This window comes from Streptomyces sp. NPDC031365 (assembly GCF_055569765.1).
Map to the genome: position 1 here is coordinate 33,992 of NZ_JBVIIM010000040.1, position 23,099 is coordinate 57,090.

Sequence of the window (23,099 nt, forward strand, 5' to 3'; positions counted from 1 at the left end):
GTCTAGTCCGCCATGAAGATCTCTTTCCTGCTCCACAACGCCTATGCGATCGGAGGGACGGTCGCCACCACGTACAACCTGGCCGGCGCGCTGGCCGAGCGGCACGACGTGGAGGTCGTCTCGGTGTTACGGAACCGGGAGCGCCCCAGCCTCACTCCGCATCCGCGGGTGCGGCTGCGGGCGCTGGTGGATCTGCGGCACGAGCAGGACCACCCCTTGCACGCCAGGCCGGCCAGAGTGTTCCCCGCGGCCGAGTACCGGTATGGCCAGTACAGCGAACTGACGGACCGGCGGATCGGCGCGTACCTGGAGGCCGTCGACGCCGACATCGTCATCGGGACCCGGCCGGGGCTCAATGTGCACCTCGCCCTCCAGGCCCCGGACCGCGTCATACGCGTCGGCCAGGAACACCTCACCCTCGACAACCATCATGCCGGGCTGCGCACCGCGATGCGCGGCGCCTACCGCCGGCTCGACGTGCTCACCACCGTCACGGAGGCGGACGCGGCGTCCTACCGGCGCAAGATGCGGTTGCCCGGCGTCCGGGTGGAAGCACTCCCGAACAGCGTCCCCGACCCCACGCTGTCCGCCGCCGACGGTACCGGCAGGATCGTGGTCGCGGCCGGCCGGCTGGTCCCGGTCAAGCGGTACGACCTGATGATCGACGCGTTCGCCCGCGTCGTCGCCGAGCATCCCGACTGGCAGCTGCGCATCTACGGCAGGGGCGAGGAGAAGGACCGGCTGCGTAGCCGGATCGAGGCGCTCGGACTGTGGAACAACGTCTTCCTCATGGGCGCAGCGACCCCCATGGAGGCCGAGTGGGTCAAAGGGTCCATCGGCGCCTCCGCCTCCGACTACGAGCCGTTCGGCATGACCATCGTCGAGGCGATGCGGTGCGGGCTGCCGGTGGTGAGCACCGACTGCCCCTACGGGCCGGGAGAGATCATCAGGGACGGTGAGGACGGCCGTCTGGTGCCGGCCGGGGACGGCGCGGCCTTCGGCGCCGCCCTTCTCGACCTGGTCCGCGACGACGAGCGGCGCCGCCGCATGGGCGGGGCGGCCGTGAAAAGCGCACACCGGTTCGGCCCCGGCCCGGTGGTCGCGCAGGCCGAACGGCTCTTCCAGGGGGCGATCGAGGCCAGGCGCGGCGCCGGACCCGGCGCCGCTGCGCCCGGCGGGCTGCCCCACACCCTGCGCACCGGGGGCCATGCCGCCCGTGACCTCGCCCGCGCCGCCGCCTCCGGCGTGCTGCGCACCGTACGGAAGGGAAGCCGATGAGCGACGGACGCGCCACGGAACCGAGCACCGACTGCTCCGCCGACTGCTCCGCCGACGCCGACGGCAGGATCACCTTCCGGCTGAGACTGCCGTCGGCCACACACCCCCGGCTGCTGCTGGTGCCGCGCCCCAGGAAGGGCCGCCCCGAGCAGCCGGACCGGGCGCTCGACCTCGAACCCACGGGCCGCGACGGCGAGTTCAGCGCCGTGCTGGAACCGGTGCCCCCGCTCGAGGAGGGCCGCTGGGACGCGTTCGTGCTGCACGGCCCCGACGTGGAACGCCGGCGGCTGCGTTCCGGTCTGCGGGACGTCCGGGCGCTGGTCGGCGGCGGCCTGCGCGACCGGCCGTCGCCGGTGACCGTCATGGTGCCGTACACCACCGCGGACGGGTCCCTCGCGGTACGGGCCTGGCTGCGCACGGCCCACCCGGAGGCGTGCCGTATCGACATCGCGGACGGGACGATGACCGTGCACGCCCGCCTGCACGGCGCCGGACTCGCCGAAGGGGCCGAGGCGCTGCTGCGGTTGCGGGGCGACAAGGACACACTGCGCGGCTTCCCGGTGCAGCCGGCCGAGGGCGGCGGCCTCTCCTTCACCGTCCCCTACGGCGAACTCGTGGCCGAGGACGGCGGCGCCCGGGTCTGGGGCGTCTTCCTCCGCCCCGCCGCGGGCGCACCGCTGATCAAGGTCGGCCGTCTTCTCGACGACCTGGCGGACCGCAAGGCGGTGTTCGTGTATCCGCAGGTCACGGTGGGCAGGTCCGCCGTACGCCCCTACTACACCGTCGACAACGACCTGGCTGTCGAGGTGTCCGCCCTGGACTGAACGGCGTCAGCCCGTCGAACTGACGCGGCATCCGTTCGGCCAGACGTCTTGACCCGTGGCGCCCGTTCCCTCACATTACTCGTTAATGCGCATTACCTAATGCGCATTAACGGATGGAGGGGGAGCCGTGGTGGCCAAGGACACGGCCGCGGGGCGTGCCAGACCGGGGAGGGCCCCGGCCCCGCCGGGACGCCGGTCACGGCCCAGGCAGGCCGAGGTGGCGCAACTCGCCGGGGTCTCCCAGGCGACGGTGTCCCTCGTCCTGTCCGGCCGGGACGACGCCACGGGACGGGCCATCTCGCAGGAGACCCGCCGCAAGGTGCTGGACGCGGCGCGGAGCCTCGGCTACGTGCCCGACCCGGCGGCCAGCCGGCTGGCGGCGGTCCGCAACAACCTCCTCGGCGTGTTCAGCTTCACCGCGACCTTCCCGACGGACGTCCGGCACTCGTACTACCCCTTTCTGGTGGGCGTCGAGCGGGAAGCCGCCGCGCAGGGCTGCGACCTGGTGCTGTTCACCGGATCGAGTAACCGAGGAGCGGGCGCCGGAGACTCCGCCGCACTGAACCGTGTGCGGCTGGCCGACGGCTGTCTCTTCCTGGGCCGCAACGCCCCCACGGAGGAACTGCGCCGCCTGGTCGGGGACGGCTTTCCCGTCGTCCACCTGGGCCGCCGGGAGGAACCCGATGGCCTGGCCTGGGTGGGTGCCGACTACGTCAGCGCCGGCCGGGATGTCGTCGCCGCGTTGGCGCGGCTCGGCCACCGGCGGGTGCTGCTGGTCCGTGAGGACGACGACGCCCCCGCCTCCGCCGACCGCGAGCGCGGCTTCCACGAAGGGCTGCGGGTGGCGGGACTGCCCGACGGGTCCGGCCTGGTGTGCCGGTCCGCCGACCCGGGCCGGGACATCACCGCCGAGCGGGTACGGGCCTGGACCGGCGAGGGCGTCACCGCCTTCGTCGCCGAGGAGACCGACACCGGTGCCGCCTGGCGCGCCCTGCGCGCCGCCGTGGACACGTCCGGGGTGAGCTGCCCCGACGAGGTGTCGCTCGCCCTGCTCGGCAGTCCGCCCGCGGACCTGGCGGGGGAGCCGCTCCCCCTGGGCTTCGACATCCCGCGCCCCGAACTGGGCGCCGAGGCGGTCCGGCTGCTGACCGCCCTCATCTCGGGCGAACCCGCCGAGGCGAAGCTCGTCAGCTGCGTCTTCCGGCCGGGCCGCACGGCGGGCCCGCCGCCCGCACGGCGGACCGACACCTGAACTGCCCGGCCGGCCCCTGCGCCGGCGGGCCGGAACGCACCGACGCGCAGCAAGGAGAAGCGTGATACCGGAACCCGACATCCTCATCGTGGGCGGCGGTCTCGGCGGTGTCGCCGCCGCGCTCGCCGCCTGCCGGGCCGGACGCACCGTCGTCCTGACGGAGGAGACGGACTGGATCGGCGGCCAGCTCACCAGCCAGGCCGTACCGCCCGACGAGCATCCGTGGGTCGAACAGTTCGGCACCACCGCGAGCTACCGACACCTGCGTGAGGGCATCCGGCGCCACTACCGCCAGTGGTATCCGCTGCGCACCGAGGCGCTGGCGCTGACCGAACTGAACCCGGGCGCGGGCCGGGTGAGCAAGCTCTGCCACGAACCGCGGGTCGCCCTGGCGGTACTCGAGGCCATGCTCGCCCCGCACCGGGCGGCGGGGCGCCTCACCGTCCTCACCGAACACCGGCCGGTGGCAGCCGAGACCGACAACGATGTCGTCCGCGCGGTGACGGTGGAAAACCTGCGCGACGGCACTCGCCGCGCCCTCACCGGCCGCTACGTCCTGGACGCCACCGAGACCGGCGAACTGCTGCACCTCGCCGGTGTCGAGCACGCGAACGGAGCCGAAGCCCGGTCCGAGTTCGACGAGCCCCACGCCCCCGACCACGCCCAGCCGGACAACCAGCAGGGCATCACCGTCTGCTTCGCGCTCTCCCACCACGAGGGCGAGGACCACACCATCGACCGTCCCGGCGACTACGACTTCTGGCGCGCCTACCGCCCTGACTTCTGGCCCGGTCCGCTCCTCGGCTTCACGGCCCCCGACCCGCGCACCCTCGAGCCGGTGCCGCGCACCTTCGTCCCCAATCCCGACCTCGACCCGCTCGCCGTCAGCGCCGACCAGAGCGCCGACGCCGGCGACAAGGAACTGTGGGGCTTCCGCCGCATCCTCGCCCGGGGACTGCACACCGACGGCGCCTTCGACTCCGACATCACCCTCGTCAACTGGCCCCTCAACGACTACTGGCTGAAGCCCCGCATCGGCCAGGAGAGCGAAGCCCTGCGCGAAGCCCGGCAGTTGTCCCTCTCGGTGCTGTACTGGCTGCAGACCGAGGCGCCGCGCACCGACGGCGGCACCGGCTTCCCCGGCCTGCGGCCGCGCCCCGACGTGACCGGCACCGCCGACGGGCTCGCCAAGGCGGCCTACGTCCGTGAGTCCCGGCGCATCAAGGCGGTCACCACCGTCACCGAGCACGACGTGGCCATCGACCTGACCGGACCCTACGGCGGCACCCGCCACCGGGACTCCGTCGGAGTGGGTGCCTACCGCATCGACCTGCACCCCTCCACCGGCGGCGACACCTATGTCGACATCGGCTCGGTCCCCTTCGAGATCCCGCTCGGCGCGCTGCTGCCCCGCCGGACGCGCAATCTGCTGCCGGCCGGCAAGAACATCGGCACCACCCACATCACCAACGGCTGTTACCGGCTGCACCCGGTGGAGTGGAACATCGGTGAGGCCGCCGGCGCGCTCGCCGCGCACTGCCTCACCGAGAACGTCCAGCCGCACGAAGTACAGGCGGAGGACAAGCGGTTCGAGGAGTTCGCCACGCTGCTCGACCGGGCCGGCGTACAGCGTCACTGGCCCGACGTGCGCGGCTACTGAACCACTCCGCCGCCGCGGGGGAGCCGGGCGGGGCGGGTGGAGCGACTCCCGCTCCTCGGCCCCCGGACAACGGTCGCGCGGCGGCCACCGTCCTTCGGCACGGACCAGGGCCTCCCGTACATGATCTGCGAGGTCGGGGACCGCCCGGCGGGTTCCGTCGCCGTGGCACGCGGCTCACCCCCGGGATCCCCGTCCGCCTCCGCGACCGGCCGCACATGCCAGGACCGGGGCCGCCGACGGCGTCGCTCGCCGTCCGCGCACCGCCCCGGCAGGGCCCCACGTGCCGCCGAAGGGCGCACTGCTGCCCTCGCTGAGCCTGTGCGGATCGGCCCGGGCGTGGACCGGCGAGAAGAGGGCGGGGTGACCGGAGTGAGCGTGTGAGCGTTTCGTTTTCCTCTGAATGGTCCATTGACCGTCTACCACTTGGGCGCTGACGATTTCGGTGTCCGAAGCAGCCGCGTCGGAAGCAGCGGCGTCGGCCGCGTCCGAAACGCCCGCGTCCCCTCACCCGGGCCCCGAGTCGGCCGCATCCCGGGGGGTGCGGGAGTCGCGGGAGGCACCCCGCCCGCGCAAGGAGTTCCCCCACCACATGACCGAGTCCACGCCCGGCCCCCGCTCCCGCCCCCGTGCCGCACTGGCCATGTCCCCGGACGCCGCATCGGCGGTGCTCGGCACCGACTCCCTCGAGGCCCTCGCCGCACTGTGCGATCTCGCACCGCTCCCGGTGCTGGACGACCTGACCACGTCCCGGGCGCGTGCCGTGCTCGCCGACGTCGACCTGCTGGTCACCGGCTGGGGCTGCCCGCCCCTGGACTCGGACGTGCTGAGGGCGGCTCCCCGGCTGCGGGCCGTCGTGCACACCGCGGGCAGCGTACGCGGACATGCCACCGACGCCTGCTGGAAACGCGGCATCGAGGTGTCCTCCGCCGCGGCGGCCAACGCCGTTCCGGTCGCGGAGTACACCCTCGCCATGATCCTGCTCACCGGCAAGCGGGTGCTGGAGACCGCGCGCGACCACCGCGTCGCGCGCACCGAGCGGGACTGGTTGCGCACCCCCCGCACGGTCGGCAACCACCACCGCACCGTCGGCATCCTGTCGGCGTCCCTCATCGGCCGCCGGGTCATCGACCTGCTGCGCCCGCACGACATCGGGGTGCTGCTGCACGACCCGTACGTCGACGACCACGAGGCCGGGGAACTCGGCGTGGAGCGCGTCGGTCTGGCCGAGCTGTTCCGGCGCAGTGACACCGTGAGCGTGCACACCCCGCTGCTGCCCGAGACCCGGCAACTGGTCGGCCGCGAGCTGATCGAGTCGATGCGTCCCGACGCCGTACTGATCAACACGGCACGGGGCGCGGTCGTCGACCAGGACGCGCTCACGGAGGCCGCACTGGCCGGCCGGATCCGTGCCGTGCTCGATGTGACCGACCCCGAGGTCCTGCCGCCGGAACACCCCTTGTGGGAGTGCGACGGAGTGCTCATCACCCCCCATCTCGCCGGCTCCCAGGGCAACGAGTGGCGCCGCCTGGCCGATCTGGCCCTCTCCGAGATCGCGCGCTGGGCCTCCGGTGAGGGCTTCCTCCACCCCGTACGACGCGAAAGGCTGGCCTTCCTGGCATGAGCATCCCGTTCGAACTGCCCGTCGCCGACGGCACAGTGAGCCCTCGCACCGGATACACCCGCGCCCACTGGGAAGCCGTGGCGGACGGACTCCTCACCGCGGCCTGGCGCTGGAGCACCCCCGGCTGCGCCCTGCTGGACCTGCCGGGGCGCCCTTCCCGTTCAGGCGTGCGTTCCGACGGGCTCGAAGGCTACGCAAGGACCTTTCTCGCCGCCGCGTTCCGAATCGCGGGCGCGAACGGGCAGGACCCCCTCGGAATGCTGGAGCGGTACGCGAGCGGTCTCGCCGCAGGCACCCGCACCCCGGGCCGCGACGACACCGAATCCTGGCCACTGATCCTGGACTTCGACGTCCAGGGCCAGCCGATGGTCGAGTCGGCGTCGATCGCGCTCGGTCTACGGCTGACCGCGCCCTGGCTGTGGAAGCGGCTCGGACCCGGAGTGCGGGACCGCGCGGAGGAGTGGCTGCGGGGCGCGCTGCGCCACACCCCGGCGCCCAACAACTGGTACCTCTTCCCGTACACGGTCGCCGGGTTCCTGGAGTCCGTCGGCCGCGGTGACGCCGAGACGGCGGCCGCACGGGAGCGCGGGCTGCGGCTACTGGAGAGCTGGTACCGGGGCGACGGCTGGTACGCCGACGGGGACGGGCGCGCCTACGACCACTACAACGGCTGGGCCCTGCACCTGTATCCGGTCCTCGACGCCCATCTCGCGGGCGACGGCCCGGCGCTGGCGCACTACGGTGCCCGCCTGCGCACCCACCTGGAGAGCTTTGCCCTGATGTTCGGCGCGGATGGGGCGCCCTTGCACTTCGGCCGCTCGCTGACCTACCGCTTCGCCGCCTCGGCAGCCGTCTCGCTGGGCGCGGTGACCGGTCACACGCCGCTGACACCGGGCGCCTCACGCCGCATCGCCAGTGGCAGCCTGCGCCACTTCCTGGATCGGGGAGCGCTGACGGCCGACGGCCTGCTGGGCCTCGGCTGGTACGGCCCGCACGAGGCCGGTCTGCAGAGCTACTCGGGTCCGGCGTCGCCGTACTGGGCGTCGAAGGCGTTCGTCGCCCTGCTGGCCCCCGTCGGCTCCGCCTTCTGGACGGCGCGAGAGGAGGCCGCGCCCGTGGAGGAGTCCGACCGGGTGCTGGCGCTGCCCGCGCCCGGACTGCTTCTCCAGGCGACCCGGGCCGACGGGATCGTACGGCTCCACAACCACGGCAGCGACCATGTGCGGCCGCACGAGGGGGAGTCGGCGGCCGAGGACGACCCGCACTACGGACGCCAGGCCTACTCCACCCGCACCGGACCCACGGCACCCGGGAACCCCGCCGACAATCATCTCTCCGTCCGGACCGGCGGGCGGAACAGTGTGCGCCGCCGCATCCACCCCCTGGGCGCCGGGCACGGTGACGGCTGGGGCTGGGCGGCCTCCTGGCACCGGCCCGTCTTCACCGGGGGCCCACCGATGGTGCCGGGCCTGCGCGTGGAGAGCATCGCCGTGGCACGCGGCCGTTACGAACTGCGGGCGCACCGGGTGGTGGGGGCGCCGACGGGTTCCCGGCTCACCCTCACCGGCTGGGCGACCGGCCCCGAGGAGTCCCTGACCTCCGCCCTGTACGGACTGCACGGCTGGGACGGCCCGTTGCCGGACCTTGTCCCCGCCCCTCAGGGAACGGCCTGGACCCCATGGGCCGGGGTCCCGCGTCTCACCGGCCGCTGCGAAGGCACTTCCGTGCATGTCGCCCTGGCGTCGCTCACCGAGGACCCCGGCCCCGTCCCCCTGTCGGCAGCCGTCGAAGACGTGCTGGTGGACGACGGGGTGATCGAGGTCGTCTGGGCCGGCGGGACGGCCCGCACCCGGATCGCGTTCGGGCCGGTGGAGGTGCGTCACACGGAGCGGTGAGCGGGTGAGGCGACGTCAGGACCGCTCCTCGTCATCCTTCGGGGCCTGTCCGGTGGTGTCGGGCGTGGTGTAGAAGACCGACGAGCCCTGCTTGGTGCGCTGGGCCTGGTTGCGGGCGACGAGGCCCTCCAGGGTGCTGCGCACCACCGTGGTCCTGATGGTGCGCCCGGGATGTGCCTGCCCGAGCGCACCGGCCACCTCCGCCGCCGAACGCGGCTCACTCTGCTCGCTCAGATGCAGCCGGACGAGTTCGACCAGCTTGGGCCCGCCCGTCCCGGCCCCCTGTGCCTTGGCCCCCCGCGACTCCGGCCGCTCCGCCTTCGCCGAGGACGGCTTGCGGGGGGCCTTGCCGGGCGTGGTGCGCGCGGCCGCCTTCTTCGCACGCTTCGGCTTCCGTGCCCCCGGCTCGGCGCCGGTCCTCCTGCGCGGAGCGGGGACGGTTGCGCCGCCCGGCGCCCCCTCGGCCCCGGCAGTCTCCTTGGTTCCGGGCGCGCCCGCGGGCTCGGCGGGCGCCGCGACGAGTCCCAGTGCCTGCTGCATGTTCACCAGAATCGTGTGGTCGTGCTGAAGCACCGTCAGCTGCTCCTGCAGCGAGGCGATCTCCGCGGTGACCCGTTCCTGCTCCTTGACGTTGCGCTCCAGGTCGGAGGCGACCTGAGCGGTGTACTGCGACGTGAGGTCGGTGGCGGCGGTCGAGTTCTCGGACACGAGAGTGCCCCTTTCTTCCCGTTGGTTCTCCTGATGGCCAGCCATGGTACGGGCGGGCGCGGTTGACCGTTTCTGCTGAGGGGTCCCGGTTGACGTTCCCGGGTGGCATGCGGGACGGCCCGGGCCCGGGGAACAAGACGGGCGGCGGCACGACACCGGACGTCCGGATCAGCGGAGTCACCATCGACAGGTCCAACAACGTTCCGGCATCCCCGCCATGGGCGGCGCCCGCGGCAGCGCCACACTGACGGACGTCACCATCACCGGTTCGGCCGAAGGGGACGTGGTGATCGAACCGGGCTCGCAGTTCGTGATCAACCGGTAGCGCCGCACCCGCGCGGTACTCCGTCCGACGGGTCCGTACTCCACCCGGGGTGCGGGGCCGTCACCCGTACGGGTGTTGTCCGGCGCCAGGTGATCCCGCACCGGGGCAGCGCAGATGGGGGACTTCCCCGGACTCGCGCGGGGAGCTGAGGCGAATCCGGCAAGCCGAAGTCAGGCTGAGGGCATGGCTTCATCGATCGACTGCCCGCACCGTCCGCGTCACCGAGCGCCGTTCCGGGGCGGACGCCGGGCCGCAGTCCCCGTCCGAGCGCGCGGCCGTGTCTTGTTGACGGCCGTCGTCCTCCTCCTGCTGGCGGCTCCGACCGGATGCGGGGCGCGTGCCGGTACGACGACGGACGCTCCGGCGGCCACCGTGCCGGCGGGCGGGCCCCCGGGCACCGCGAACACCGCCCAGGGCCGGGCCGGGGCCGGTGCGGAGACCCGACCGCCCGCCGAGGTGCCCGGCCTCGGCCCCCGGACGCTGGCCTGGATCCCCGGGAACGCCCGCCAGGTCCTCGTGGTCACCGGCCGGGGCAAGGACGCCAACCGCTCGGAGGCCGTGCTGTACGAACACACCGGGACCGGCTGGGAGGCGGGACCGACGTGGCCCGCACGCAACGCCCTCAAAGGCTGGACCGACGACCACTGGGCGGGCGACCTCCGGTCACCGATCGGCGTGTTCACCCTGACCGATGCCGGAGGACTGCTGCCCGATCCCGGCACCGACATGCCCTACGACCGGTCGGACGGATTCAGCGTCGGCGGCACGGGCTTCGAGGGCGAGTCGCTGGAGGGGTCCTTCGACTACGTCGTCGCCATCGACTACAACCGCGAACCGGGCACCACCCCGCTGGACCTGACCCGTCCGCGCGGTGCCGACAGGGGCGGCGGCATCTGGCTGCACGTCGATCACCAAGGGCCGACCCAGGGCTGCGTCAGCCTCGGCAAGTCTCATATGAGGGAACTCCTGCTCGCCCTCGATCCCGACCGGCACCCGGTGGTGGTGATGGGAGACGCCGCGTCCCTGGACAAGTGACGCCGGCGGTGGAGGTCCGGGCGTGATGCCACCTCCCTTCACACGGGCTCCTCCATGCCTTCTCCTGCGCGGCCAAACCCGCACACGGCCCGCGATGCCGGGAACCCGGACCGGACAAGGCACCACCCCCGCCTGCCCGGGCCACGACGGGACGGACGGCGGGGGCGGGGGCGAACGACGTCAGTCCGCGTTCCGCGACCGCCCACCCGCGTTCCGCGGGGGCAGCTCCGCCGTGGATTCCCCCGCCGTCAGGTGCTCCAGCACCTCCACCAGTTCCTGGCATGCCCGCTCCACGGAACGCCTCATGTTGTGCTGCTCGGTGATGACCGCGGACAACAGCAGGGAGGTCAGGGCAACTGCCCCGTTGAAGGCGTGCAGATTGATCATGGCCTGCACTTCGGTCATGTGCCGGAAAGGCCCGATACCCTCCGTCGCCGAGATGGTGGCCATGACGGAGGCAAACAGGGCGCACAGCATGCTGCCGGGGAGCTGGAACCGCAGAGCCGCCCAGATCAGCAGCGGGTAGATGCTGAACAGCAGGCTGGCCGGACTGCGCGTCGCCAGCGGCACGAGACAGCCCGCGACCACCACCAGCCCCACCGCCTCCTTCCACCTCGCCCAGTGCGTCGGAAGGCGCAGGCGGAAGAGCATGAGCAGCACCGGGGTGACGAGCAGCACGCCCATGGCGTCGCCCACCCACCAGGCCAGCCACATCCCCCAGAAGTTTTTCCCCGGCAGATCGCCCGTGGCGTCCAGTAGTCCGACGCCGATGGACGAGCTGATCAACATGGCAGGGAAGGCACCCAGGAACACCAGGGCGAGACAGTCCCGTAATCGGCCGAGATCGGAGCGGAAGCCGACCCTGCGCAGCAGGAGGTACCCGCACACCGGCGCGGCGGTGTTGCCCGCGATGACGCCCACCGAGGCCAGTCGCAGTGAGGTGAGGTGCATCAGGATGAAGAGGGCGCCCAGCGCGATGCCCACCCAGCAGCGCAGCCCGAAGACCAGCAGGCAGGCGACGGCCACGCCGGTCGGCGGCCAGACGGGCGAGACCACCGCGCCGGCGACGGTGAGTTCGCGCAGCAGCCCCAGGCGTCCGCCGGCGTAGTAGCAGGCGGCGACTGCCAGCGTCTGGAGGACGAAGACGGCCGGTGTAGGAAGATCCTTGCGAGCCACCACACAAGCCATCAGACACCGGGGCCGCCGTATCGGCGAGGTGAGACACCGGGTCCTGTCGGCTCTATGGATGAGCGTCCAGTTTGTCGTGCCTGATCACCAGGACGGCCGCGTCGTCGTCGTGGCCCACCCGCTCCGCGCCCCTGATCACGGCGGCGGCGAGCGCGTCCGCGTTCATGCCCGCGACCGCCGCCACGCCCGCGAGCCGCACCACTTGGTCGAGGCCCTCGTCGAGCGGCATGGACGGTCCTTCCACCACTCCGTCGGTGAGCATCACGAACACCCCGCCGGTGTCGAGCCGGTACCGGGTGACGGGGTAGACCACCCCGCCCAGGACTCCCAGCGGAGGGCCACCCTCGTCGGCGGTCACCCCGGACCGGCCGTCCGCGGTGGCCCACACGCACGGCAGATGCCCGGCACGGGCGCTCTCCAGCAGCCGGGTCTCCGGGTCGAGCCGCATGAACGTGCAGGTGGCGAACAGGTCGGAGTGCAGCGACAGCAGCAGTTCGTTGGTCCGGGCGAGGAGCTCACCCGGATCGCTGTCGACGGAGGCGAGTGCCCGCAACCCGACCCGGACCTGTCCCATGAAGGCGGCAGCTTCGATGTTGTGCCCCTGGACGTCGCCGATGGACAGACCGATCCGGCCGTCGGACATGGTGAACGCGTCGTACCAGTCGCCGCCGACGTTGAGACCCTGGTACGCGGGCGCGTACCGCACCGCCAGCCGCACTCCCTCGGCAACCGGAAGCCCGCGTGGCAGCATGCCGCGTTGCAGGGCGATGGCCAGTTCCACCCGGGAGCGCTGCACCTCCGCCTGCGCACGTGCCTGAGCCGTCAGCATCTCAAGCCTGACCAGAAGCTCGTCGCCGTCGTCCGTGGAGCCGGTACCGGACATGGATCACTCACTCGGGCGAGGACACCGACGCGCAGTGGCGGCCCTCGGGGACGAAACACGCATTCGCATATGGAAAGGATGATAGTCGGCAGGGTGAGGGCCGGGCCAGTCGCGGGCCCACCGGGGCTCCGCCGGGGGATCCCACGGCGGCCGTTCCCGCCCGGCACGTCACGGGAGGTGTCTAGGCTGTGCCCATGGAACAGCGGGAGATCATGCAGCGGAGCGTCGGCATCCTCACCGAAGCCCTGGAAATGCGGCGACGGCTGCGCGAGAACCCGGAAGCCGACGTGGTCAGGAGCGGGGCGGTCGCCACCCTCCTGGAGGAGATGCTGCCGCACATGCGACTGCCGGCCGACGCGAGCGCGCGCGAGGTGGCGGACATCGTCACCGAGAAGCTGGGCCCCGCCATCGTGCAGATCACCTCCGCGCTCACCTTCGCCTTCGTCCAGCTCGCCGAGATCCATGACGAGGGACGCACGGACGTGTCGTCCGCCGACGTCCTGCGCTCCATCTCCCTTCACTACGAGGCCGGTGGTGAGCGGTAGCCCCGGTACTTCATGGACTCCGACTCGCAGGAGCGCTTCCGCTGATACGACGACATCCTCAGGGACACCGCGCGGGAGAAGCTGCTCGTCAACTCTCACGGCGGCTGACCCTGCGGGTCACGGACGGCGGCGACGGAGTCGACTCCGACCACGCCGACTGGGTGGACGCGCGGCTCACGGCGCAGGGCACGGTGGCCCGTGTGCCCTTCCCGGCCGTGCGGCTCAGGCGGGTGCGCCGCCGAAGCCGAGCTCGTTCCTGTCCGGATCCCGGCACACCGCGTTGCGGACGCCGTTCGCGTACGTCTCCCGCTGTACGGGTTCGACTTCTCGCGCGGTGATCCGGGCGACCCGGTCGTCGAAGTCGTCGACGACCACGGTGTGCAGGGCGTGACCCGCGTGTTCGGGTCGGTGCTCCACGGCGATCGACCGGTGTTCCGCGAGCTCCCACACGGCCTCGGAGTCACTCGTCACATACGTCGGGGGAAAGCCGAGCAGGCGTTCGTACCACGTGAGGGCTCCGGCGTAGTCGTCGTCACTCACCGGGATGCCGGCGAAGAGGTCCGGAGGTATGGGTGATGCTACGGCTCGCGGCCACCCGTGCCGGGCACGGAAACCGACCGGTCACGCGCGCACCCTTGACGGCCTACGGGCCGGTGGCGATCCTCACCCCGAACGCTTTTGCTCCGGTCATGACAATTCCGGCCAACTCCGCGACGGAGGGACGTGCGTAGTGACTGCGTACCGTACACGGCACCTCGGGGTCGTACCGCTGCTCCTCCTCGTGCTGGCCGCCGTCCTCGGCCCCACGCCCAGCTCCGCGGCCGACCGCGGCTGGTGGGATCCGACCGCCCGGCCCGCGCCCGACTCCGGGATCAATGTCACCGGTGAACCGTTCAAGGGCACCAACGCCGCCGGCGAGGTACGCGGGTTCGTCGACGCGCACAACCACATCATGTCCAACGAGGCGTTCGGTGGCCGGCTCATCTGCGGCAGGGCGTTCTCGGAGAAGGGTGTGGCCGACGCGCTCAGGGACTGCCCCGAGCACTACCCCGACGGCTCGCTCGCCGTCTTCGACTTCATCACCAACGGCGGTGACGGCAGGCACGATCCGGTCGGCTGGCCGACCTTCAAGGACTGGCCCGCGCACAACTCGCTGACCCACCAGCAGAACTACTACGCCTGGATCGAACGGGCGTGGCGCGGCGGCCAGCGGGTGCTGGTGAACGACCTCGTCACCAACGGCGTGATCTGCTCCGTGTACTTTTTCAAGGACCGCGGCTGCGACGAGATGACGTCGATCCGGCTCCAGGCAAAACTGACGTACGACATGCAGGCCCACATCGACGGGATGTACGGCGGACCGGGCAAGGGCTGGTTCCGGATCGTCACCGACAGCGCGCAGGCGCGTGATGTCGTCGCACAGGGAAAACTCGCGGTCGTCCTCGGTGTCGAGACCTCCGAACCCTTCGGGTGCAAGCAGGTCCTGGACGTCGCGCAGTGCGACAGGGCCGACATCGACGCCGGACTCGACGAGCTGTACGCGCTGGGTGTGCGCAGCATGTTCCTGTGTCACAAGTTCGACAACGCGCTGTGCGGGGTCCGCTTCGACTCGGGCGCGCTCGGCACCGCCATCAACGTCGGACAGTTCCTGTCCACGGGTACCTTCTGGCGGACCGAGAAGTGCACCGGGCCCCAGCAGGACAACCCCATCGGTCTGACCTCCGCGCCGGGCGCAGAGCGGCGACTGCCGCAGGGCGCGGAGGTTCCGGCCTATGCCGAGGATGCCCGGTGCAATGTCCGCGGTCTCACCGAACTCGGCGAGTACGCCGTGCGAGGGATGATGAAACGCCACATGATGCTCGAGATCGACCACATGAGTGTCAAGGCCACGGGCAGGGCTCTCGACATCCTCGAGGCCGAGTCGTACCCCGGCGTCCTCTCCTCGCACAGCTGGATGGACCTGAACTGGACCGAACGGCTCTACGGTCTCGGCGGGTTCGCCGCCCAGTACATGAACGGCTCCGAAGGATTCATCGCCGAGGCGAAGCGCACCGAGCGGCTGCGTGACACGTACGGTGTGGGCTACGGCTACGGCACGGACATGAACGGTGTCGGCGGCTGGCCCGCGCCGCGCGGCGCGGACGTCCCCGACCCGGTCACCTACCCCTTCCGCAGCGTCGACGGCGGCTCGGTCCTCGACCGGCAGACCACGGGGCAGCGCACCTGGGACCTGAACACCGACGGAGCCGCGCACTACGGCCTCGTCCCGGACTGGATCGAGGACATCCGGCGCGTCGGCGGGCAGGACGTGGTGGACGACCTCTTCCGGGGCGCCGAGTCCTACCTCGGCACCTGGGGAGCCTCCGAGCGGCACCGCCCGGCGGAGAACCTGGCCCGGGGCGCACAGGCCACGGCCTCCTCCGCCGAGTGGAACCCGTTCACCAGCTACGCACCCGCCCGGGCCGTGGACGGCGACCGGGGCACCCGCTGGGCCAGCGACTGGAGCGACGACCAGTGGCTGCGCCTCGACCTCGGCGCCCTCCATCGGGTCGGCCGCGTCACCCTGGACTGGGAAGGCGCGTACGGCACTTCGTACCGCATCGAGCTCTCCACCGACGGTACGGACTGGCACACGGTCTGGTCCACCGACTCCGGTGACGGCGGCCTGGACACGGCCGTGTTCACGCCGGTGACGGCCCGCCACCTCCGCGTCCGGTTCCTGGACCGGGGGACCGAATGGGGCTACTCGCTCCATGAGGTCGGTGTTCAGGGACGATGAGGAAGCGCTGAACCGCCCTGTGACAAGGTGCCGTCCAGGAGTGCGCGTACCGCACCGAGCGCCGTCGCCCGGTCGGTGGGGACGAGCCCGATGCGGGTGCGGCGGTCGAGGAGGTCCTCCTCGTCGAGCGCTCCCTCGTGGCGCAACGCCCACAGCAGTTCGGCGCCGGTGACCGGATACCCGGGCAACACCGGTTCGCCCAGCAGGTGTTCGTCCGCCGCAAGCGCGTGGACGGCCGGGGCCTCGGTGCCGTAGAGCCGGACGAGGCGGCGGGGCGCGGGCAGATCGGTGAGGACGTGCGGCGGCGCTGCCCCCACGAGGGGCAGGGACGCGGTGGGGGACGGGCCTGCCCTCAGCCCGCGGAGGCGGACGGCGGCGTCGACGGCGTCCTCGGCCATCCGCCGGTAGGTGGTGAGCTTGCCGCCCACGACGGTGACGACACCCTCCGAGGAGGTGAGGACCGCGTGCCGGCGGGAGAGGTCGGCGGTCCTGGGCGCCGTGCCCGACTGCTGTGACGCGGTGTCCAGCAGAGGGCGCAGTCCGGCGAAGGCGCCGACCACGTCGACGCGGCGGACCGGGGTGTGCAGGACGGAGCAGAGGACATCGAGGAGGAACCCGATGTCTGCCTCCGGCGGCTGGGCGACGTCGGGAATGTCACCGTCCACGGGTTCGTCGGTGAGGCCGACGTAGACCCGGCCGTCGTCCTGGGGCAGAACGAGCACGAAGCGGTTGCTCTCCCCGGGGATCGGGATGTGGAGGCCCGCGGACAGGGGTCCCAGGCTGTCGGGGCGCAGGACGAGATGGGTGCCGCGGGAGGGCCGTATCCGCACGCCGTCGACGAGGCCGCCCGCCCAGACACCGGACGCGTTGATCACCGCGCGGGCGCGGATCTCACCCTCCCCGCCGCTGAGTTCGTCACGCACCCTGGCTCCCGTGGAGGTCAGTTCCAGGGCCCGGACCCGGGTGAGGATTCGCGCTCCGCGCGCGGCGGCCGTCCGGGCGAGAGCGGTCACCAGCCGGGCGTCGTCGGTGAGCCGGCCGTCCCAGGACAGCAGTCCGCCGCGCAGTCCGTCGTGCCGCAGGGCGGGGGCGAGGTGGCGGGTCTCCACCGTGCTGAGCCGGCGCGGCGGGGGCAGGGTGGCCCGGGCCGTGCGGGCGGCCAGGCGCAGCGTGTCGCCGGCCCGGAACCCGGTCCGTGCCAGGGCGGCCTGACCGCGCGAGACCAGAGGCGTGAGGGGCAGCAGGAATGGCTGGGCCTGTACGAGGTGGGGGGCGGTGCGCTCCATCAGCACCCCGCGTTCGACCGCGCTCTCGTGGGCGACGTCGAGCCGTCCGGAGGCGAGATAGCGCAGCCCTCCGTGAATGAGCTTGCTGCTGAAGCGGGAGGTGCCGAAGGCCAGGTCGTGGGCGTCGACGGCGACCACGCTCAGCCCGCGGGCCGCGGCGTCCAGTGCGGCACCCGCTCCGGTGGCGCCGAGACCGACGACCAGCACGTCGACGACGGGACCGCCGACCGAGCCGGTCAGTTCACGGGCGCGCCGGGCGGCGGACAGGGACGAGGCGGAGGCCGGGCCGCTGCTGGGAGTCATGGCGTGAGGGTCCTCTCCAGAATGCCGCGCAGTTCGCCGAGGAACGCCTCGGAGGCGAGCTCGGGGTCGTCCTCGTCGGTCATGGTCCGCAGGGACAGGGTGAAGGACTGCACGATCAGCAGCACCGACCGGGCCTGCCGCTCCGGATGGGCGGCGCGCACCGAGCCGTCGGCGTGTCCCTCACGCAGGGAGCCGACCAGCATGTCCAGCAGGGCCTCCTGACTCGCACCTCGGCGGTCCAGCACATAGGGCAGCAACAGTTCGGGATCCACGTCGAGGATCTTCCGGAAGAGCGGGTGGACGCCGAAGGCGCGCACCGCCGTCACCAGCCCCTCGGTGATCGCGTCGCGTGCGGGCACCCCCGGTGCGTGCTCGGGGATGGCGCCGGTGGCCACCGCGATCCACTCCCGGGTCATCAGGTCACCTACGAGCGAGCGCACATCGGGCCACCGCCGGTAGAGCGTCATCCGGGAGACCCCGGCGCGGCGGGCCACGTCCGTGAGCGTGGTGCGGCGGACCCCGACGGCCAGGACGCAGTCCCGCACCGCGTCGAGTACCGCGTCGTTGTCCGGACCGCCGGATGCGTTGTGACGAATAGGCGTCATGTGTCACAGTGTAACGCCACGTGAGGCCGTTGGTCGACGGCATCGCTCATTTCCGACCCGTGAGGACGAAAGCCATGGACATGCTATGGAGCGGTTGGGGCGACCCGGCCGAGGCGACGCCGCTGCCCGACACGGTGATCGGGCTGTTGCGCGATCTGCTCGGGGTCAAGCCCCGCGAGGCCGCGCCCGTAACCCTCGAGGACCTGGCCGTCCCCGCGAGCCCGCTGCCGCCCGCCGCCCACCGTGCCCTGGCCGCCGCCCTGGGCGACGAGGTCCATGTACGCACCGATGCGGAGACCCGTGTCCGGCACACGCGCGGCAAGTCCACCCCCGACCTGCTGCGCATCCGGGAGGGCGACGTCGCCGCCGTCCCCGCGGCCGTGCTCCTGCCCTCCGGGCACGAAGAGGTGCTCGCCGTCCTGCGGGTGTGCGCCGAACACGGTCTGCCGCTGGTGCCGTTCGGCGGCGGCACCTCCGTCGTCGGCGGCCTCGCGCCCGAACCGCACGGCGTCTTCGTCGCCCTGGACCTGCGGCGCATGGACGGTCTGCTCGATCTCGACCCGGTCTCCCGCACCGCCACCCTGCAGCCCGGCCTGCGCGCCCCTCGGGCCGAGGCGCTGCTCGCCGAACACGGCTACACCCTCGGCCACTTCCCCCAGTCCTACGAGTGGGCCACCATCGGCGGCTTCGCCGCCACCCGCTCCAGCGGTCAGGCGTCCGCCGGGTACGGCCGGTTCGACGAGATGGTGCTGTCCCTCACCCTCGCCACCCCCGAGGGCACCCTCGACACCGGCCGCGCCCCCCGCTCGGCCGCCGGACCCGACCTGCGTCAGCTCGTCCTCGGATCGGAGGGCGCGTTCGGCGTCATCACCTCCGTGACCGTCCGCATCCGCCCCGTCCCCCAGGTCCGCGTTTACGAGGGCTGGCACTTCCCCACCTTCGAGGAGGGGACCACCGCGCTGCGCCGGCTCGCCCAGGACGGACCGCGCCCCACCGTGCTGCGCCTGTCCGACGAGACCGAGACCCTGGTCGGGCTGGCCAACCCGGCGGCGATCGGCTCCGGCACCCGGCAGGCCACGGGCTGCACGGCCGTCGCCGGGTACGAGGGCACCGACGAGGACACGGAGCACCGCAGGGAGCGTGCCGCGGCCGTCCTGCGCGCGTGCGGCGGCACCCCCTTGGGCGAGGAACCCGGCCGGCGCTGGGCCCACGGCCGTTACTCCGCCCCGTATCTGCGCGACGCGCTCCTGGACGCCGGGGCGTTCGCGGAGACGCTGGAGACGGCGACGTTCTGGTCCCGCGTCCCCGCGCTGTACGCCGCCGTCCGTGACGCGCTCACCGCCACCCTCACCGGGGCCGGCACCCCGCCGCTGGTGATGTGCCACATCTCCCACGTCTACGAGAACGGCGCATCGCTCTACTTTACCGTGGTCTCGGCCCAGGGTGAGGACCCGGTGGAGCACTGGAAGCGCGCCAAGCACGCCGCCAATGAGGCGGTCCTGGCCGCCGGCGGCACGATCAGCCACCACCACGGAGTCGGCACCGACCACCGCGACTGGTACGTCCGCGAGGCCGGCGCCCTGGGCGTCGACGCGCTGCGCGCGGTGAAGCGGACGCTGGATCCCGCCGGACTGCTCAACCCCGGCGTCCTCCTGCCCGCCGACTGACCCGCACCGCCCCCTCAGGTCACCAGCCCGTCCCCCTTTTCCGTCGGCCCGCCCGGAGGCACCCCGATGCGCCAGTTCACCGCCGTCGTCAACCCCACCGCGGGAGCGGCCACCGGAGCGGCCGCGCTGCTCGCCCTGGCCCGGCACCTGCGCGAGGAGGGAGCCGACCTGCGGACCGAGTACAGCCGCAGCCTGGCCCACGCGCGGGAACTTGGCCGCGCCGCCGGGGACGAGGGGCGGGTCGTCCTCGCCGTCGGCGGTGACGGCATCGCGGGCGGTGTCGGCGGCGCCCTCAGCGGAACCGGCGCGATCCTCGGCCTCGTCCCGGCCGGCCGCGGCAACGACTTCGCCCGCGCCCTCGCACTGCCCCGGGACCCGGAGGCCCTGGCGCGCATACTGCTCCACGGAGAACCGCGGCAGGTCGACACCATGGAAGTCAGCTCGGCCGTCCACGACCGCACCGTCGCCCTCGGCAGCGTGTACGCCGGTGTGGACGCGCTCGCCAACCGCCACGCCAACCGGTCCCGGCTGCTGCGGGGTTCGGCCTCCTACTACGCGGGCGGCCTGCGGGCCGTCGCGACCTGGCGGCCCACCCGCTACCGGGTCACCGTCGACGGCGAGGAGCACACGCACACCGGGTACACGGTGGTGGCCGCCAACTCCGGCTTCTACGGATCAGGCCGCATCATCGCCCCCGACGCCCGCGTGGACGACGGACTGCTGGACATCGTCATGATCGAGCAGGCGCCCCGGCGGCTGTTCTTCGCCCTGATGAACGAACTCAGGGCCGGCACACACGTCCGCCGGCCCCAGGTGCGGATCCTGCGCGGCAGCGAGATCCGCATCGAGGCCGGCCGGAACATTCCCTACGGCACCGACGGGGAAGTCGATGCCGTTCTCCCCGTCACGGTCAGGGTCCTGCCCGGAGCGCTGAACGTGCTGTACTGACCGGCCGTCAGGACCCGGTTCCCTGCCGGTGGTAACGCTCGGCCAGCCGCGCGAGCGCCACGGCGCCCAGCAGCAGCCCGACGTCACGCAGTGCGACGTCGTAGTAGCCGGACAGCGTGAGCAGACTGACGATGATGCCCGCGAGCCAGCCGGCGACCAGCCAGCCCCCGAAGCGCGGCGCGATGCCCACGACGACGCCGGCCACGATCTCGATCGCCCCGACCGCGTACATCGCGGCCTGCCCGCTGCCCGGGACGAGGTCGTTGATCCACGGCGCGAGGTAGGCGGGCCAGTCCACGAGGAGGTTCGCGAACTTGTCCAGTCCGAACAGGATCGGCGCCACGGTGAAGCCGGTGCGCAGGATGACGTACGCCTGATAGCCGGGGTCGGTGAGCGCGGCCCGTCGAGGCGTGACCGACGTGCCGCTCGTGCTTGTGGAGGCCATGGCGTGCACCTTTCTTCTATCGGCAACTTTCATTAATGATAGAAGCGCGGATCCGCTCTTTAGTCAATGGCTGTTGCTTTTACACTGGTGCTCGTGGACGACACGGAAGAAGTACGCGACAAGGACATCTCCGCCATCGCCGCCCTCGACGAGCCCACCCGCCGGCGGCTCTACGACTACGTGGTGGGCCGGAACCACCCGGTCGGCCGGGACGAGGCGGCCGAGGCGCTCGGGCTGGCGCGGCAGACCGCGGCCTTCCACCTGGACCGTCTGGCCGCGGAGAACCTGCTCGACGTGCTCCACGTCCGGCGCAGCGGGCGCAGCGGACCGGGCGCCGGCCGCCCGGCGAAGCTCTACCGCCGTTCGGCCGCGCAGATCGCCGTCAGCCTCCCGGACCGGCGCTACGAACTCGCCGGCCGGCTGCTCGCCCAGGCCGTGGAGGAATCCGCCGCGGGCGGGGAGCCCGTGCGCGAGGTACTGCACCGCAGGGCGTGGGAACTGGGTGTACGGCTGGGGACGGACGACGACGAAAGGGAGGTCTTCCGTGTACTGCACCGGTACGGCTTCGAGCCACGGCACGAGGGCGAGGCCGTCGTCCTCGGCAACTGCCCCTTCCACGCTCTGGCCCGCGCCCACACACGGACGGTGTGCGGCATGAACCTGCACCTGATGCGCGGGGTCCTCGAAGGACTCGGCACCACAGGGCTCGAGGCGCACCTGGCACCGGAGCCTGGCCGGTGCTGCGTCCGCCTGGAGCCCGCCGCCTGAACCGGCCGCGCGCGGACGCCCCATGACCCGCGGGTTGTCCGCCTCCGGCCGCGGCACCGCGGAGCGGGACGCGCTGACCGCAGCGCTCCACAACGCCGGGATCACGGTCGCCGCCCCGCAGCCGCACGAGGGAGAGGACCGGTGAACCGCACCCCGCTGCGCGACCGCACCGTCGTGGTGACGGGCGCTGCGCGGGGAGTCGGCGCCGGCGCCACTCCCTCGTGAACCGGGGCCACGGTCCCCTCGTGGACGCATCCCGGAGCCGGTGGCGGCCGGTCACGGCGGCGCGACCCCCGGCCGTACCGCCGTGACCGCCCCGGCCCCCGGGCCTACGCCGTTCCGGTGAACTCCCACTTCCCGTGCGGCACCCGGTAGACGACGAACTCCGGCTCCGCGCGCAGGAGTTCCGCCGCCTTCGGCGCGGTGACCCGGGAACGATCGCCGGCCGCCGGCACGTGGACATCGGCGGTCGCACCCACCGGCACGCGCACCGCCAGCCGCAGCCGGCCGTCGATCCGTGACCAGGACACCGCGGCCTCCAGCCGGCCATGGTGCGGCCCATGTCGACCACGTACACCCCGGGGCGCAGCTCGCTGATCTTCACGGGTTTCACCGTCTCGATGATCTCGATCGGGTCGTGCGGCTGGGCCCGCAGCCTTCCGCCCGGCGCCTCCCGCACCCCGGCCGGGCGCCACGCGCTGTCGTTGAATCCCGGGCCCCGTCCAGCCGCCAGTCGCCGTCCGAGGCGACGGTGGTGCGGGAGCCGTCCGGGTGGTCGATCTCCAACTGGGCAAGCAGACGCGGCTCGCCGTGCCAGGGCGCGCGGTGCCAGTTCCACACGTTCGGGGTGGTCATCAGATTCCTCCGTGGATACGCCGCCCTTCAGGGCGGTGAGGAAACGGACTCCTGCGGAGCAGGGTAGGGAGCGGGGTTTCGCCGCCAAGGCGAAGGTTCGTGCTCTGACCAGCAGGTTTGTGCTTCACTTGTACGCTCGCTAGTTTGTGAGTATGACTGAGGGGCAGGTGAAGCGGGCGTTCAAGTACCGCTTCCATCCGACGGACGAGCAGGCCGCCGAGCTTGCCCG

Annotated in this window: 23 protein-coding genes and 2 pseudogenes; 16 read left to right on the plus strand and 9 right to left on the minus strand. The window is 72.4% G+C overall.

Features of this window, described 5'->3' with window-relative positions; all coding sequences use genetic code 11:
* Positions 1-12: 12 nt before the first annotated feature.
* The 6 genes from ACZ5C2_RS35445 (at position 13) to ACZ5C2_RS35470 (ending at position 8,530) form a co-directional block, all read left to right on the plus strand.
* Complete coding sequence (locus tag ACZ5C2_RS35445) at positions 13-1,278, plus strand: glycosyltransferase family 4 protein (protein WP_468800565.1); 1,266 nt, start codon at positions 13-15, stop codon at positions 1,276-1,278.
* Complete coding sequence (locus ACZ5C2_RS35450) at positions 1,275-2,102, plus strand: transferase (RefSeq protein ID WP_468800567.1); 828 nt, start codon at positions 1,275-1,277, stop codon at positions 2,100-2,102. Before ACZ5C2_RS35445 ends, ACZ5C2_RS35450 begins: the two co-directional genes overlap by 4 nt.
* Positions 2,103-2,229: 127 nt before the next feature.
* Positions 2,230-3,354, plus strand: coding sequence for a LacI family DNA-binding transcriptional regulator (locus ACZ5C2_RS35455; RefSeq protein ID WP_468800569.1), 1,125 nt, complete (start codon positions 2,230-2,232; stop codon positions 3,352-3,354).
* A 61-nt stretch (positions 3,355-3,415) separates the two neighbouring features.
* Positions 3,416-5,014, plus strand: a complete 1,599-nt coding sequence (locus tag ACZ5C2_RS35460; RefSeq protein ID WP_468800572.1) for an FAD-dependent oxidoreductase — start codon at positions 3,416-3,418, stop codon at positions 5,012-5,014.
* A 589-nt stretch (positions 5,015-5,603) separates the two neighbouring features.
* Positions 5,604-6,635, plus strand: coding sequence for a hydroxyacid dehydrogenase (locus tag ACZ5C2_RS35465; protein ID WP_468800574.1), 1,032 nt, complete (start codon positions 5,604-5,606; stop codon positions 6,633-6,635).
* Entirely contained in the window at positions 6,632-8,530 is a 1,899-nt protein-coding gene (locus ACZ5C2_RS35470) for a DUF2264 domain-containing protein (protein WP_468800577.1), read from the plus strand. Before ACZ5C2_RS35465 ends, ACZ5C2_RS35470 begins: the two co-directional genes overlap by 4 nt.
* A gap of 15 nt (positions 8,531-8,545) precedes the next feature.
* On the opposite strand, the gene ACZ5C2_RS35475 is transcribed toward ACZ5C2_RS35470, so the two are convergent.
* Positions 8,546-9,238 carry a hypothetical protein gene (locus ACZ5C2_RS35475; RefSeq protein WP_468800579.1) on the minus strand — a complete coding sequence of 231 codons (693 nt, stop codon included), beginning with the start codon at positions 9,236-9,238 and terminating at the stop codon, positions 8,546-8,548.
* A 134-nt stretch (positions 9,239-9,372) separates the two neighbouring features.
* Here ACZ5C2_RS35475 and ACZ5C2_RS35480 point away from each other — a divergent pair.
* Together ACZ5C2_RS35480 and ACZ5C2_RS35485 are read left to right on the plus strand one after the other, a co-directional pair.
* Positions 9,373-9,563: pseudogene (locus ACZ5C2_RS35480) on the plus strand (hypothetical protein); the annotation flags it as partial.
* Between the two features lie 183 nt (positions 9,564-9,746).
* On the plus strand, positions 9,747-10,598 hold the full coding sequence (locus tag ACZ5C2_RS35485; protein ID WP_468800581.1) for a hypothetical protein: 852 nt from the start codon (positions 9,747-9,749) through the stop codon (positions 10,596-10,598).
* A gap of 180 nt (positions 10,599-10,778) precedes the next feature.
* Here ACZ5C2_RS35485 and ACZ5C2_RS35490 read toward each other — a convergent pair whose 3' ends face one another.
* Complete coding sequence (locus ACZ5C2_RS35490; protein WP_468800584.1) at positions 10,779-11,786, minus strand: MASE1 domain-containing protein; 1,008 nt, start codon at positions 11,784-11,786, stop codon at positions 10,779-10,781.
* A 52-nt stretch (positions 11,787-11,838) separates the two neighbouring features.
* Positions 11,839-12,669 (minus strand): PP2C family protein-serine/threonine phosphatase, encoded by an 831-nt coding sequence (locus ACZ5C2_RS35495; RefSeq protein WP_468800586.1) that lies wholly within the window; start codon positions 12,667-12,669, stop codon positions 11,839-11,841.
* 194 nt (positions 12,670-12,863) lie between these two features.
* Between ACZ5C2_RS35495 and ACZ5C2_RS35500 the strand changes: the two genes are divergently transcribed.
* Entirely contained in the window at positions 12,864-13,214 is a 351-nt protein-coding gene (locus ACZ5C2_RS35500) for a hypothetical protein (RefSeq protein WP_468800589.1), read from the plus strand.
* A gap of 98 nt (positions 13,215-13,312) precedes the next feature.
* Positions 13,313-13,390 (plus strand): annotated as a pseudogene (locus ACZ5C2_RS35505) (NPCBM/NEW2 domain-containing protein); the annotation flags it as partial.
* Between the two features lie 46 nt (positions 13,391-13,436).
* On the opposite strand, the gene ACZ5C2_RS35510 reads toward ACZ5C2_RS35505, so the two are convergent.
* Positions 13,437-13,754: a VOC family protein gene (locus ACZ5C2_RS35510; RefSeq protein WP_468800592.1), complete on the minus strand. Its 318-nt coding sequence runs from the start codon at positions 13,752-13,754 to the stop codon at positions 13,437-13,439.
* A gap of 190 nt (positions 13,755-13,944) precedes the next feature.
* On the opposite strand from ACZ5C2_RS35510, the gene ACZ5C2_RS35515 reads away from it, so the two are divergent.
* Complete coding sequence (locus ACZ5C2_RS35515; protein ID WP_468800595.1) at positions 13,945-15,993, plus strand: discoidin domain-containing protein; 2,049 nt, start codon at positions 13,945-13,947, stop codon at positions 15,991-15,993.
* On the opposite strand, the gene ACZ5C2_RS35520 is transcribed toward ACZ5C2_RS35515, so the two are convergent.
* Both ACZ5C2_RS35520 and ACZ5C2_RS35525 read right to left on the minus strand, forming a co-directional pair.
* Positions 15,981-17,582 (minus strand): glycerol-3-phosphate dehydrogenase/oxidase, encoded by a 1,602-nt coding sequence (locus tag ACZ5C2_RS35520; protein WP_468800598.1) that lies wholly within the window; start codon positions 17,580-17,582, stop codon positions 15,981-15,983. The genes ACZ5C2_RS35515 and ACZ5C2_RS35520 overlap by 13 nt on opposite strands.
* Complete coding sequence (locus tag ACZ5C2_RS35525; protein WP_468800601.1) at positions 17,579-18,187, minus strand: TetR/AcrR family transcriptional regulator; 609 nt, start codon at positions 18,185-18,187, stop codon at positions 17,579-17,581. The genes ACZ5C2_RS35520 and ACZ5C2_RS35525 overlap by 4 nt, the downstream gene beginning before the upstream one ends.
* Positions 18,188-18,261: 74 nt before the next feature.
* Between ACZ5C2_RS35525 and ACZ5C2_RS35530 the strand changes: the two genes are divergently transcribed.
* Together ACZ5C2_RS35530 and ACZ5C2_RS35535 are read left to right on the plus strand one after the other, a co-directional pair.
* Positions 18,262-19,854, plus strand: coding sequence for an FAD-binding oxidoreductase (locus ACZ5C2_RS35530; RefSeq protein WP_468800603.1), 1,593 nt, complete (start codon positions 18,262-18,264; stop codon positions 19,852-19,854).
* Between the two features lie 66 nt (positions 19,855-19,920).
* On the plus strand, positions 19,921-20,802 hold the full coding sequence (locus ACZ5C2_RS35535; RefSeq protein ID WP_468800606.1) for a YegS/Rv2252/BmrU family lipid kinase: 882 nt from the start codon (positions 19,921-19,923) through the stop codon (positions 20,800-20,802).
* 7 nt (positions 20,803-20,809) lie between these two features.
* On the opposite strand, the gene ACZ5C2_RS35540 is transcribed toward ACZ5C2_RS35535, so the two are convergent.
* Positions 20,810-21,247: a hypothetical protein gene (locus ACZ5C2_RS35540; RefSeq protein WP_468800609.1), complete on the minus strand. Its 438-nt coding sequence runs from the start codon at positions 21,245-21,247 to the stop codon at positions 20,810-20,812.
* Between the two features lie 66 nt (positions 21,248-21,313).
* Between ACZ5C2_RS35540 and ACZ5C2_RS35545 the strand changes: the two genes are divergently transcribed.
* Together ACZ5C2_RS35545 and ACZ5C2_RS35550 are read left to right on the plus strand one after the other, a co-directional pair.
* Positions 21,314-22,015 (plus strand): helix-turn-helix transcriptional regulator, encoded by a 702-nt coding sequence (locus ACZ5C2_RS35545; protein ID WP_468800611.1) that lies wholly within the window; start codon positions 21,314-21,316, stop codon positions 22,013-22,015.
* A gap of 22 nt (positions 22,016-22,037) precedes the next feature.
* Entirely contained in the window at positions 22,038-22,160 is a 123-nt protein-coding gene (locus ACZ5C2_RS35550) for a hypothetical protein (protein WP_468800614.1), read from the plus strand.
* A 184-nt stretch (positions 22,161-22,344) separates the two neighbouring features.
* Here the strand turns inward: ACZ5C2_RS35550 and ACZ5C2_RS35555 are convergent, their stop codons facing one another.
* Entirely contained in the window at positions 22,345-22,545 is a 201-nt protein-coding gene (locus ACZ5C2_RS35555; RefSeq protein WP_468800616.1) for an alpha-L-rhamnosidase C-terminal domain-containing protein, read from the minus strand.
* A gap of 79 nt (positions 22,546-22,624) precedes the next feature.
* Positions 22,625-22,870, minus strand: a complete 246-nt coding sequence (locus tag ACZ5C2_RS35560) for an alpha-L-rhamnosidase N-terminal domain-containing protein (RefSeq protein ID WP_468800619.1) — start codon at positions 22,868-22,870, stop codon at positions 22,625-22,627.
* Between the two features lie 152 nt (positions 22,871-23,022).
* On the opposite strand from ACZ5C2_RS35560, the gene ACZ5C2_RS35565 reads away from it, so the two are divergent.
* Positions 23,023-23,099: helix-turn-helix domain-containing protein (locus ACZ5C2_RS35565; protein ID WP_468800624.1), on the plus strand; the 77-nt coding region annotated here is incomplete at its 3' end.